The organism is Chroococcidiopsis sp. SAG 2025 (assembly GCF_032860985.1).
Taxonomy (GTDB): domain Bacteria; phylum Cyanobacteriota; class Cyanobacteriia; order Cyanobacteriales; family Chroococcidiopsidaceae; genus Chroococcidiopsis.
This window is the reverse complement of the sequence record NZ_JAOCNC010000004.1, coordinates 50825-62931: the sequence shown is the minus strand read 5'-3', so window position 1 is coordinate 62931 and position 12107 is coordinate 50825. Positions and strand designations below refer to the sequence as shown.

17 protein-coding genes are annotated in these 12107 nt (G+C 44.0%); 7 read left to right on the top strand and 10 right to left on the bottom strand.

The window, feature by feature from the left end; all coding sequences use genetic code 11:
- A partial coding sequence (locus N4J56_RS37100; protein WP_317111895.1) for a prohibitin family protein occupies positions 1 to 740 on the bottom strand: 740 nt, incomplete at its 3' end.
- A gap of 268 nt (positions 741 to 1008) precedes the next feature.
- On the opposite strand from N4J56_RS37100, the gene N4J56_RS37095 reads away from it, so the two are divergent.
- The 5 genes from N4J56_RS37095 to N4J56_RS37075 all read left to right on the top strand — a co-directional run bounded on the left by N4J56_RS37095 (position 1009) and on the right by N4J56_RS37075 (position 3426).
- Positions 1009 to 1356 (top strand): hypothetical protein, encoded by a 348-nt coding sequence (locus N4J56_RS37095; protein ID WP_317111893.1) that lies wholly within the window; start codon positions 1009 to 1011, stop codon positions 1354 to 1356.
- Positions 1357 to 1486: 130 nt separating this feature from the next.
- Complete coding sequence (locus N4J56_RS37090) at positions 1487 to 1774, top strand: hypothetical protein (RefSeq protein ID WP_317111891.1); 288 nt, start codon at positions 1487 to 1489, stop codon at positions 1772 to 1774.
- A gap of 274 nt (positions 1775 to 2048) precedes the next feature.
- Positions 2049 to 2438, top strand: coding sequence for a hypothetical protein (locus tag N4J56_RS37085; protein ID WP_317111888.1), 390 nt, complete (start codon positions 2049 to 2051; stop codon positions 2436 to 2438).
- On the top strand, positions 2435 to 2767 hold the full coding sequence (locus N4J56_RS37080) for a hypothetical protein (RefSeq protein WP_317111886.1): 333 nt from the start codon (positions 2435 to 2437) through the stop codon (positions 2765 to 2767). The genes N4J56_RS37085 and N4J56_RS37080 overlap by 4 nt, the downstream gene beginning before the upstream one ends.
- Before the next feature lie 251 nt (positions 2768 to 3018).
- Positions 3019 to 3426 carry a response regulator gene (locus N4J56_RS37075; protein ID WP_317111885.1) on the top strand — a complete coding sequence of 136 codons (408 nt, stop codon included), beginning with the start codon at positions 3019 to 3021 and terminating at the stop codon, positions 3424 to 3426.
- 458 nt (positions 3427 to 3884) lie between these two features.
- On the opposite strand, the gene N4J56_RS37070 is transcribed toward N4J56_RS37075, so the two are convergent.
- The 6 genes from N4J56_RS37070 to N4J56_RS37045 all read right to left on the bottom strand — a co-directional run bounded on the left by N4J56_RS37070 (position 3885) and on the right by N4J56_RS37045 (position 8226).
- Positions 3885 to 6092, bottom strand: coding sequence for a filamentous hemagglutinin N-terminal domain-containing protein (locus tag N4J56_RS37070; RefSeq protein ID WP_317111884.1), 2208 nt, complete (start codon positions 6090 to 6092; stop codon positions 3885 to 3887).
- Between the two features lie 36 nt (positions 6093 to 6128).
- Entirely contained in the window at positions 6129 to 6332 is a 204-nt protein-coding gene (locus N4J56_RS37065) for a hypothetical protein (RefSeq protein ID WP_317111882.1), read from the bottom strand.
- Between the two features lie 410 nt (positions 6333 to 6742).
- Positions 6743 to 7252 (bottom strand): siphovirus Gp157 family protein, encoded by a 510-nt coding sequence (locus tag N4J56_RS37060; protein ID WP_317111880.1) that lies wholly within the window; start codon positions 7250 to 7252, stop codon positions 6743 to 6745.
- Positions 7249 to 7533, bottom strand: a complete 285-nt coding sequence (locus tag N4J56_RS37055; RefSeq protein ID WP_317111878.1) for a hypothetical protein — start codon at positions 7531 to 7533, stop codon at positions 7249 to 7251. Before N4J56_RS37055 ends, N4J56_RS37060 begins: the two co-directional genes overlap by 4 nt.
- 63 nt (positions 7534 to 7596) lie before the next feature.
- The gene (locus N4J56_RS37050) at positions 7597 to 7923 is read right to left on the bottom strand and encodes an ERF family protein (RefSeq protein ID WP_317111876.1); all 327 of its coding nucleotides are present in this window, start codon (positions 7921 to 7923) and stop codon (positions 7597 to 7599) included.
- A 60-nt stretch (positions 7924 to 7983) separates the two neighbouring features.
- Positions 7984 to 8226 (bottom strand): hypothetical protein, encoded by a 243-nt coding sequence (locus tag N4J56_RS37045; protein WP_317111875.1) that lies wholly within the window; start codon positions 8224 to 8226, stop codon positions 7984 to 7986.
- Between the two features lie 61 nt (positions 8227 to 8287).
- Here N4J56_RS37045 and N4J56_RS37040 point away from each other — a divergent pair, with 61 nt between their 5' ends.
- Positions 8288 to 9556: an IS701 family transposase gene (locus tag N4J56_RS37040; protein ID WP_317104593.1), complete on the top strand. Its 1269-nt coding sequence runs from the start codon at positions 8288 to 8290 to the stop codon at positions 9554 to 9556.
- Between the two features lie 473 nt (positions 9557 to 10029).
- On the opposite strand, the gene N4J56_RS37035 is transcribed toward N4J56_RS37040, so the two are convergent.
- The 3 genes from N4J56_RS37035 to N4J56_RS37025 form a co-directional block, all read right to left on the bottom strand.
- Entirely contained in the window at positions 10030 to 10308 is a 279-nt protein-coding gene (locus tag N4J56_RS37035; protein WP_317111874.1) for a hypothetical protein, read from the bottom strand.
- Positions 10309 to 10409: 101 nt separating this feature from the next.
- Positions 10410 to 10802, bottom strand: coding sequence for a hypothetical protein (locus N4J56_RS37030; protein ID WP_317111873.1), 393 nt, complete (start codon positions 10800 to 10802; stop codon positions 10410 to 10412).
- Between the two features lie 245 nt (positions 10803 to 11047).
- Positions 11048 to 11431: a hypothetical protein gene (locus N4J56_RS37025; protein WP_317111872.1), complete on the bottom strand. Its 384-nt coding sequence runs from the start codon at positions 11429 to 11431 to the stop codon at positions 11048 to 11050.
- Between the two features lie 159 nt (positions 11432 to 11590).
- On the opposite strand from N4J56_RS37025, the gene N4J56_RS37020 reads away from it, so the two are divergent.
- Entirely contained in the window at positions 11591 to 12106 is a 516-nt protein-coding gene (locus tag N4J56_RS37020; protein WP_317111871.1) for a hypothetical protein, read from the top strand.
- Position 12107: the final 1 nt, after the last annotated feature.

Genomic DNA, 12107 nt, shown 5'->3' with positions numbered 1-12107 from the left:
GCTTCAATCGCTTCTTTTTGTAAAACTAATTGTCCGCCCTGTGCTTTTAGAGTTTCGGCGAGGAGTCTCTGGGCTTCTGCCTTACCTTTGGCTCGGTTAATTTCTGCCTCGGCTTCTTGGGCTGCTTCTTGCGCCACATATGCTGCTCTTTGCGCTCTTTGTTCGGCAATTTGCTTTTCCTCTACCGCTTTAGTAAACTCTGGTGAGAAATCTAGATCGACCACACTAGTGTCAAGTACGATAATCCCATACTTAGCAAGGCGATCGCTTAATGCATCGTCGAAATCTTGCTTGAGTGCGGGACGCTGCGTGACTGCTTGTTCAACAGTTCTTCTCGCAGCCGCAATCTTGAATGATTCTTGCGTTTGCGGAGCAATAATTGTAGAAACGATGTTCGCAAGCGTCCCCTGTTTTCTGCGGATTTCCACTACTCGGTCGGGAGCAAGACGAAAGTTAATCGCAAATCTGGCAGATAAGTCTTGCAAATCTTTGGTTGAACTCTGGGCGGGGACTTCAAACTTCTGTACGGTTAAATCGTAGATGTCAACTTTGGCAACCAATGGCGGCTTGAGATGAACGCCTTCGTATAAAGCTCCTTCTCTTGCTTTACCCAAGATGCTTATAACTCCTGCTTGTCCTGGGCTGATAATCACAAAGGGGTTAGCTGCTAGTAGCAAAAAGATGACGGCAATCGCTACTCCCACTGGGACTTTCCACTTATTCAACCAATCTATTTCCATAAAAACCCTTTGAAGAACTGTATACACTCATCCTAAACAGTTTGCCTTGAGCTTTCTCCATCCCGCCCGCTCCATCACTATGTAGCCATTTCTACTAGCAATTCGGGTCTTCCCGATCTAAGTTCTTCAACTCCATCTCCTTGCTTCACGATCGGCGCGGTTTTGTTTTGGGGCAGTTATTGTAGAAGCCGAGCGCCAAGAATACGACTTTTAAACTCACAGTAAATCTGGTAAATTACTTATCAGTACAAGCGTTCGCCTCACGCCCATGTCCTACCGAATTCACGAAATCTCTCGCGTCGTTCGAGAACTCCAACATCCCAAGTCACGAGCCGAAGAAATTCGGGATGAGTTGATGCCCGATGTAGATTTAGACGAATCTCAATTAGAGTTATTTGCCCAGTACGTTACGGCACTTGAAGGTATTGGAGTCAATCTGCAAGACGAGCGTTTGCGAGATACTATCAATGCTTATCCTGACAATATGGAAGCTGCTATTCAAGCTGTATTGAAATATGCCCAAATTTTGAAGCAGAAACACCAGGATTTTCAAGACCAATACCACGTTACAAATTGCTTAGCAAAAGCATTGCGAGAGGGGTGGAAACCCCATTAAATGAAAGTTCAATCGATTGTGATTATTTAGAATAGCAATACTTAAAATATTTCTTACCGCTCGGATAACTGAAAAACAAGATTATTCCTCATAGGGACTGATATAATATTCCTATGAATTCGGATGAATTATGAGCGATTCAAGTCAGACAACTTTAATAGATATTGCCTATCAGTTAGGACAAATTACCCAACAAATTGCTCAAAATAATACTCAAGTCAATAATAGGTTTGACAGATTAGAAGAGAGAATTGAGAAGATTGAATCTAGAATAGAATCATCTGAAGCGAAGCTAGCAGAGGAGGTGAAATGCGGGGAGAATGACTATAATCGTGAGATAATCAAAACTAAGCTGAGTCTGACTTTTTTTGTCGCAGCTATGTTGCTTAGCTCTCTGATAAGAGCATTAATTTTATAAACGAAGATGGGAAAAAAATTAGATCTGACTAATCAGATATTTGGTCGTTTAACAGTTATTAGTGATTCTGGAAAAAGACAATCAAACTGCATATTATGGAACTGCGTCTGTGAATGCGGAAGAAAGGTTAGAGTCAGCGGGGTAAGCCTACGTAAAGGTCTTACCAAGTCTTGTGGATAGTTTGCATAAAGAGATAGCCAAAAGGGTGAATACTAAGCACGGACATTCATGTGGGAATTTAAGAGTTTCACCCACATATAACTCTTGGCAAACAATGATAAGGCGCTGCACTAATCCGAATTCTGATAACTGGCATCGTTATGGTGGTCGTGGCATTAAAGTTGCTGAGCGCTGGAAAGACTTTAATAACTTTCTTGCTAATATGGGCGAACGCCCTTCGCTAAAACATAAGCTTGACCGGATTAATAATGACGGCGATTATGAACCAGGAAATTGCTGTTGGAAAACACAGAAAGAGCAAATGAGAAATACTTCTGTAAACAGAATTATTATCGCTTGGGGAAGAAGTCAGACATTAACTGAATGGGCAGAAGAAACGGGAATAAAGATAGCGACTATATCTAAACGCCTCAAGTGTGGTTGGGATTCAGAAAAAGCCTTGAGCGTTCCTGTAAGGGCAAAGCAACGGGGGATTAACCAATGAATTCTAGTAGCCTTGAGAAAATCTCTTATGCTGCTCAGTTTCTCGGTACTCAGCCGGAAGCCGTGCAGTTAGCCCGCCCTCATCTTCACCCGTCCGTGCAACAGGCGATCGCAATTCTAGGGACTCTGACGGACGGGCAATGGCGGACTGCTGAGGAAATCGGCAGAAAATTGGGTATCAATGGTACGAGTGCAAGACAAATCCTGAATGCCCTAAAGTGGAATCCTATTGATGGTGGCATTGTGCTGCAATCTTATGGCGGTAATGTCAAGGATGCAGGATGGTGCTTGCCTGGGGGAAGAATTATATGGAAGCCAGGAGAAACATGAAACTTTTGATGCTAGACCTCAACAGCACGATTAGATAGCCTGCAAAAAGAATTGAATGCGGCAACAATGGAGTGAGTTCGAGCGCTTTCGGGATTGTGTCAATGCCGCGTTCAAGCACTGTCTTTACTTGCATGTATTGGAATATACTATTAATCTCACACTTCACATCTATCTTAAGGCGTATTTCCTGAGATAGAGAACTCAGTTATTTTATGCAAAGGAGGGCGCATTTTTAATTACCAACTTTCAACATGACAGAAAATTGCAGTTTCCAGTGCAAGTTGAAACAGCCCCTAGTCTTAGTAGTTGACGATGATGAAGATAATTTAGAGCTGCTTGCCCAACTACTTCAGTTCGTTGAGTGTTCGTTCATGACTGCTGAAGACGGCGTAACAGCAATAACTCTTGCACAGCAACACTATCCAGACTTGATTTTACTGGATATGATTTTACCCGATCTAAGTGGTGTAGAAGTTGCCCAGTCTCTTCAACAAAATCCTCAAACAAAAAACATTCCGATCGTTGCCGTTACTGCTACAGCTAGAGCAGAAAGCCAACAACAATTTTTAGAGGGAGGTTGTCTAGAATGCGTAATCAAACCTTACTGCGTTGATGAGTTTGAAGAAATTATCCATCACTATCTCTTCAAGAAAAATTAAGCAATCGAGTACATACTGCGACAGTTAGTATGTGTTCTAATTAACAAATGCTGGCGATAAATAGTTCAGCCTATTGGTCAATGAAAATTGCATTTTCGTACAGAAACATGGAATAAGGCAACAATATAAGGTGTTCCTGTCGTTCCTATCAGCCCGTTCCTGCCGTGACGCTAGTTGGTAGGAATTTTATTAGGTGCATCCTCACAACTTCATTTAGAAATATCAAAGAAATTCAAGGATCTTGTTGAACGAAAAAGCTAAAGGTGACGACGAATCACCTCCTCTAGGCATTGAGCCGAGATCTTTGTAATGGTCAGCAATATGGTCTGAAAAAGCTTATCCTGCCTACCTTTGAAAATTTGCTACATCAGAGCTAAAAAGTCTCTGTGATGAACAGAGAATCAAGCATGAGTGAATTCATCTTGCAGGTTTTTGGTCAGCTCTCGGCTCAATGCCGACTACGAGCTATGGCAGCTAGTAGGTTTTAGCCAAGGAATGTCGGGCGTGTTAGGGGAAGAAGCAGTGAGAATGACTTCGCCCTTGTCACCAATCGCCCAGCCATTAGCTTCTACTAGCGGTGGGGTTGACTTAATAGAAGTTGAATTACTGTGGATAGCAGTAGTGGTGAGTTGTTCTTGGCTTTGAATTGGCGCACCTAAATCTACCAACGGCGTGTCGCTCCTGGTGGCTTCGGCTGGAGTTGGGGGTAAACCACCGCGCCCTGCGAGCGTAAATTGACTTTGCCCTGCTGCTAAATTACTTCCGTCTGCGGCACAGCCTTGAGTCACGAGTCCGCTGACATCGACTACGTTAACTGGTAGTATAACTAACTCAGCAGTAGGGTCTACATCCGGTCGTCTAATTTCTACTACTCCGTTTATTCCTCGTTCGGAATCAGCACTGATGCTGTCTGGGGAAACAAATAGTGCTTGAGTCGTGATGCGAATATTACCACCTCTACCCTCAACAGCATTAGCAGTAATGTTGCTATTGTTGGCGATCGCTAAAGTATCGGTATCGATGGTGATGTTGCCACCGTTACCAGTACCACCCGTAGCGTCGGTAGATATTTCACTGTTGTCGCGCAAGAGTAATAAATCTAGCTGATTCAGCCTGATATTCCCACCTTCACCAGATGCAGATCTGGCTACGAGTTTTCCACCGTCTTCTAGATAAATAGAGTCAGCTGCCAGATTTAAATTGCCTGCACTTCCTGTTCCAGAACTGCTTGCAGATACATTCGCCCCATGCCGCACAGTAAAGTTCCCTGTAGCAATGCTAATATCTCCAGCATTTCCACCTGACAATGCTTCAGCCGACAAACTACTATCTTCGCCATTCAATTCGACTGAATCAGTTGCCTTGATTGCTAAAGTACCGCCCCGTCCTTCGCTAAGAGTGAAGGCTGAGATCTCCGCTCCATCCCCAATAATTAATCTTTCAGTGTCGATTGTTATATTTCCAGCATCTCCAACACCTTGGGTACTACTCGATATGAAACTACCATTTTTTAACTCCACAGACTGAGAAGCGTTTACAATTAGATCGCCTCCTCGTCCCGTTGCTACCCTAGTTTGTCCAGAAGATGACTCCTCAATAGAAGATTGGGTTGCTATAAATGCCCCATCACTCAGCAGTAATCTTTGAGTATTAATTGTGATGCTGCCTGCATCTGCCGCAGTTGTAGTGTCACTTACCAAGCCACTATCAAGACCTACAAGCGTCAAAGACTCCGCAGCGTTGACTATTAAGTTTCCTCCCGTTTCTGCTCGTTGGGTTGTAATTAACGAACTGTCAGCGAGACTCACCTGCCTACCCTGTACCTGAATATCGCCACCACCCTCGCCGCTGGTATCTACAAAAGATGCGATTGAACTAAAATCGCTCTTTTTGAGTTGAATATTCTGAAAACTTTGGACATTCTCATACCCTAAAGACCAGCCTTTATCTATCGGGTTTAAACTGATAAAACTATCGGCAGCAACGCTACCTAGCTCGATCCGTCCCCCTGGTGCATTCAGGTATCCGCCTGCTAGGGACACGTCACCACCCACTATCCCTAATGTTTTACCTGGTTCTACGACCAAACTAGCCCCTTGTACGAGAATACCTGCTGCATCTGCTCCATACTGCAAACCGACAGGAACGCTTACTGTCAACAGTGGTGAAGTTTGGGAAGTTGTAGCGCCAAATTGAGTCCCATCAGCAAAGCGCAGGCTTCTAGCCGTGCTAACCAGAAATGAACCCTTTATATCTAAGCTTGCATTGGAGCCGAAAATAATTCCGTTTGGATTGATTAAGAACAGGTCGGCATTACCTAAAACACCAAGTTGACCCAAAATTTCAGAGCGACTACTTCCCGTCACTCTAGTTAAAATATTGTTAATTTCAGGAGGATGAACGAAATAAACTCTTTGTCCTTCACTAACATTAAACTGTCCAAAGCTGTGAAATAAGTTTGTTTCCCGAATTGCCCCGCCGTCGATTTGGGTACTGGGTATGTTGTCAATAACTGCATTGGAGTTGACATCTGAACTTTCAGCACCCAAAGTTTCGTCGGGGACAATCTGAGCTAAGGTGCGATTTTCAAATATCAGCGTAGTAGCAGATACTAGCAAGATGACTAGTCCTAGCTTCAAACAATAATCGCTTTCTCTCTGAGACATCTTAAAACTTAACTGAGACTTTCAGTAGTTTACTAATTAACAAGGTACACTATGTACGCAATTACCAGCAGGATGCGCCCCAGTTGGGCAGGTTTGAAATCTTCTAGTACACGTTCTCCGCGTAGTTGAAGAAGTTTGGCGATCGCTTAATAAAGTTGAATCTTCGATCGCTAAGTCTGGCGATTCAACCTCAACTTCCTCTAATTCGTTATTCGATGGCTGTAGGTTTTCGGGATTCATGTCTTGTTCCTTTGTTTTGGAATCGATAGTTTGAGCGAATATGAATTTCTATTAACTATTAGCTAATAGATGAAACTAGTTGTTTGTAAAATAGCTTCCTTGTAATTCACTAATACCCGATCCAAGAAAATCGGATTGAATTTCGGAAACCTATAGAATAAAGAGCGTGAATTGTATTCACAGCTTAAATCGAGCTAAATTTTATACAAGCCTTTGGTTTTTTATTGGTAAATTATTGGTAAATTAATAGAAAAATTATCAATAAAGTATTCATTTCAACTAAATAAAGGTAGTTAAATAAAAGTAGTACTAAAGAACAGCGCAGCTATCATGGTTCGCAAAGCTTTGAGACTAACGAGCATCTATAACTAAAACCCAGCTAGAATTTCTAACTGGGTTAACTTCAAAAGCTACCTAATCCTGATATGCGTTCCAGCTTCTCCCAAATGGGCAAATTCTAGTTCTGTTCCCTGTTTCAATGCTTCCCTGACTACGGCGGTGTCCACTTCTACAGAAACTTTTTTGTATTCCTCTGGTAGGGTAGCGATCGCAATCTCGGGATTGACAATCAACGGTCGGGTAGAGTTTTTGACAACTGATAACTTGTATCGCGCCGTCTCCAAAGTTTTCATCTGATGTTTTTCCAAGAACCACTTCAAGCGCTCCTTGAGTAACTTAGCCTTATTCTCATCGCTGGCTGCTAGTTCTGCCAGTCTGCGGGATTCTGCCTTCCTCGCCTCTGCCCGTGCTTGCATTTCTCCTATGAGAGCGGCGTAACCGTCAAGTTTGCGGTCGCGTTCTTCTCCCAATTGCTCGAACCACTGCTCGATAACTTCCTGCTGGTTGTCATTCTCCACTAAATCCAACAGTTCGCTCAGTTTTTCCAAGTCTTCGCTAATATCAAATAACGTTCTTTTCATGCTGTCCTCGTGTCGGAAACTGCTGGTGTGGGAATGGCTTTAAGTTGAGCGAGAAACTGCTGTAATTCTTGTTGAGTCAAATCTTGACGGCTAGACTTATCAAATTTCTCTTGTAGATACAATCGACCGCGACCGCTCGACCAACCAAGGCGCTTTAACTCTTCTGTCGTCTGGTCGATTAATGCTGTAATTGTCGCATTGGGTTTAGATGCGGGTTTAGAAATTGACGTAGGGCGATTCTGTCCTGAAATGCTTCTCTCTGGCTCATCTTCACTTGGCAAGCAGAAGAAAGACCTGACTGCATACTTTGTAGCTCCAGTGATGGCTTTATAAATTGCCTTATCTCATGTCGGTCGATTTTCCTTATACGACCAATCCTCAGCATACCCTGGAGCAGTGATACTGACTGATTCTCCTGTCTCGCTATCGGCAACAGTTAATCTCACAGTCGCTGATGCCTTGCCTGGTTCGATGCGAGACTCGATTACATCTGCGATCGCAACTAGACCATGCTCGTTGCAAGCTTTTTGGACTGGTAGTAAAACATCGCTAGCAGTACTATATGCATACCTTTGGTAATCATTCTTTCCAGATTTTTCTAATGGTTGCAAGCTTTTTTGAACAGCTAGGATCTTAAAGAAAAGCTTGGCTTTGTTGTTGTCAGAATCCATAATTTTAACCTCAAATTGTGTTGAATTTAGGCAGTTTAAAGACATACCCAGGTCAGTTTTTTAATACCAGGCTGAATCGTAATAATCGTTCAGTAAGTCTTGTTTCTCGCAGTACAGTTCAAATTCCTGCTCTAAGGATGTTTCGTCAATTTCTAAATGTAGTTCTCTAATAGATTTCAGCATCTTCTCTACATCCTGGCTTTCGTTCCCGCCAGCATAATAACCCTTGAGAAATTTATCAGCTTTCTTGATAAACTCCTCTAAGGAAAGAACTAATGGGACTTTGTAAGAAAGATGGAGCAAATTGAGCTAGAATGCGGGTAGGAGTTGCGTTTTACGTCAGTCTCGACAGGAGCAACGTAAGGTGAAAGATCAAGTACCAGCAGCGATGCCGCAGTGCTTTGAGAACTGGTGTCGTCGGTTTGATGATGTATTTTCGCGTCAGAAGCAGCGGCAGGAATTTCGTGTTTATCTAGGGGGACTGCTGGGTGAGAGTCAGCGCAAAAACCTGAGCCAACTGGTCACAAATACAGTAGATGGCTCCTACAACAGCCTCAGACATTTTCTCAACAATGCCCCTTGGGATGAAGTCAAGCTAAATAATCGGCGGTTGGAGGTGATGCACCAGTGTCGCCAGACGACCCCGAGTCAAGGTTTCACATTGATTGTAGATGATTCGGGACATCGCAAAAGTGGTGCGGCTACTGATGGGGTAGGACGGCAGTACATTGGGGAGATTGGCAAGACTGACAATGGTATTGTGCTGCTGACTACCTACTTGTATGATGGAGTGCGACGTCTGCCGTTAGATGTTGCACTCTATCAACACGCAAGTTTATTCGAGCAAGGCAAGGCAGACCCCAACTTCCAGAAAAAACCTGACCTGGCTCTAGACTTGGTTGACCAATGCTTGAAGCGCGGTTATCGACCGGGTGTGACTGTAATTGATGCAGGCTACGGTAATAACACGCCTTTTCTCAAGCAGTTGGAGTCGAGAAACCTAACTTACGTGGCAGCAATCGCCAAAAACCGCCAAGTTACTGCTCAAACATCAGGTGATGAGTCTGCTCGTAAGCAGGGATTAGAAGCTATTGCTCAAACCTTGGCAGTGGAGCAGTTCACACCTGTGCAACTCAATCTGGAGCAGCCCCGGACAGTTTGGGTGGCGCTGTTACCAGTTCACGTTCCGAAGCTCGAAGGCACTCGCTGGCTGGCGATTCAACTCAATGCCTCTAGTTTCGAGCAAGCGACGGAGGTGGATTACTTTCTCACCAATGCCTCTGACAACCAAGTCAGTGCGGCTTGGGTAGCTCAAACATATTCTGCTCGCAACTGGGTGGAGGTCTTCTATCGAGAAGCCAAGGGCTGGTTGGGTTTGAGTGAGTATCAAGTTCGGGATGCTCTGAGTATGAAGCGTCATTGGGTTTTAGTGTTCATCGCTTACACCTTCATCCTTTGGCATCAGTTGACCGGCGGATTCCGCAGACGTTGGGCAACCAAACCCTTACAAACCTTTGCCGAAGCATTGGAGGCATTCCGCACCGCAGTCGAGTTTCGTTTGGTCCGCTGGCTTAATGAGCATGTTGATGTATTTGCCTCTCACAGAGCTAAGTTCGGCTATATTTGGGCTTAGAAAGTTTTAAAGTCCCACTAATTGAGATTCGGCAGATGGTGCAGTTAGTTGCATAATGGAAGTAACCTTTTATTTCATCGAACCCAGTCGCCACTGGGTTTTTTATTTACTCTTCTATTATCTCTTGAATCCATGAGATAATAAAGACTTTTGAGGTATCTTTACTAACTCTTCACATGAATCCAAGAGATAATTGTTGGTATTTCAGATGTTGCAAATAGAACTGCTTGGTACGGCAATCAATAGAATTCAGGGTAGCTACAGTATGGGGACTGAAACCCCAATTGTCTTTGTGGCTGGCTTTTCTGTAGTCGATATACTTCCGTAGTTCTTTAAGTTCGGAGCGATTGAGATTGGCAAAGAATGGTTTCGATTCAGACGCAAATCGATCCAGCAGTCGATCTATGTTTGGGTAATCTAGTATGGTGGTCAGCATGGGTGCGATCGCAGGGGGAGAAGTCCCCCCACTGATTCTAAAATTCGTCTTCGTTGTAGTGTTCGGTATCCAGAATCGCTAAGTTACTTACACAGTTGGCGTGGTATTGAATAGTAGCTTCTTCTAGTCCCCAGAGATGACCAGCCATGTACTTGCAATAGCGGCTACAGTGTTCGGTCTTAGTTTTGCAGCAGTTCCAAACTCCAGCTTGAGCATCTTCGTGTCCCTGCTCCCATTTATCCTGCTGGTATGCTGCCTCTGCTTCTTGTTGTTGTTGTGCGCGTTCTTGCTCGATATCGTATTCGTAGTTCATCATAGATATGCCTCTCGTTTGTTCGGGGGTACTGCCGCTTTACTCTTGGTCGGGTCGGGCGGCAGTTATCAAGCCTTTTAATGTCTTGCTTAGGACGTGCTGCACTAAAACTGTGCTTCAGGATTGGTAATGTTCAGATCGATAAAATCTCTAGCATCGTCAAGGGACGCGACCCATGAGAGAACTACGCTATCTTTTCTAATCCGGTAACTTATCGATACTTCTTCATCTTCGGAGTGTCTATGTTTCGGTGGGAAATAAGTATAAATCGTCTCAATTTCATAATTCCGATAATTAATTCGCGGTAGTGCTTGCGTAACTCTGTTCCAGAAGTCGGCGATCGCCTCCTCTAAATTTGTGAAGTAGTGACCGTGTTCTGTGTCACTTGCATTAGATGAAATTGATGTGTATGTTGCCCACTCTTTGTTATCTGAAGCTAGCAAGAAGAAGCGATCGCCAACAGTTTGTTTTTGAATAAGTGTCATTCCTAGTTTCATCAGTCTTTCTCCTAATTTGTTTACTCTTCTATTATCTCATGGATTCAAGAGATAGCGTACAATTCTATGAGATATTTACAGAGGCTTTATGTTATTTTTGCGACACAAAAATCATCTAGTAAATTAGTTGATGTCTGCGTTGATGGGACGCAGCCCCCAGAATTCCTAAGCTGCTGGTGGTGGCTCTACTATTGCTCTAGCAATTTCTCTCCTCTCTTCGATATAAGCTCGGAGCGAACTATAATTCATGAGTGCAAGACAACTGTAGATATGCTTGCAGGCAGCCATCCCGAAAAACTTGCTCTGTTTTGCCAGTCCTCACACTCGCAGACTGCACCACCAGTGAAGAAATTAACTGTATAAGCTGTTCCCTTGGTTTCGTTCCGAATGTAATAAACATTCGGATTAAAAACGTTTTGCGTTGCCGTCAAAGCTTTAGCTCTCGCTTGTCTCAACTGCACGAAATGCACTTTAAATGCTTTTTTTGAATAAAACTTTGGTCTGCGACCGCGAATAATAACAAATACAACAGAGTGCCACACTTCTAATCGAAGTACATCTTCAGCGTTCACGCACTCCATCCGAGCGATCGCAGATTTGGAATAAAGAAGATTGGTTGCAGTAATCATTTGTGTTTCTCCTGGTCGGGTTATCCTTATTATCTCTTGAATCCATGAGATAATGCAATGAGAAACCGATGAATTCACGAAGTCTTCATAATCTCTTGAATCCATGAGATATTGTTGAATCCATGAGATATATTGAAGGAGCTGTAACAATAAAGGAAGATGGCAGGAGCAGAGGGCAAAACGGGAAATCCAGGGCAGAAAAACCCTAAGAAGCGGGCTGGTGGTAGCTTTAAACCTATAAGAAGCGAACCAAAAGGGGCGAATATGTGCGTTCGTCCGCCACAGTCGCTAGAAAGCAGGATTAAGGGGGTTTTGAGCGAGTCTGGTTTGAAGGTGGCTGAATTTCTGGAGCTGGCGGCGATCGCCTACTTGGAAAGAAGCCCAGAGCAAATGCGGCAGGAACTAGCGCAACTTCTAGAAGCCGAGCAGTTTAATGTCGATCCATCTAAGCCTATACCCAGAAATGCCAGAAGGAATTTTGAAAGCCCCACCGAAGCAGGGCAAGAACTAGAACAAAGACAACTGAGCAGCGACGACAGCGGGACGGAAGAACCAACCGCCACCACCAGCGACGAAGCCCCAGCCAGCGGGAGCGGCAACACCAGGGGGCAGAAACAGCAGGCAGGGGACACCAAGACCAGCGGCAAAGGCAAGAGAAGCCCAAAGAAACACTAAC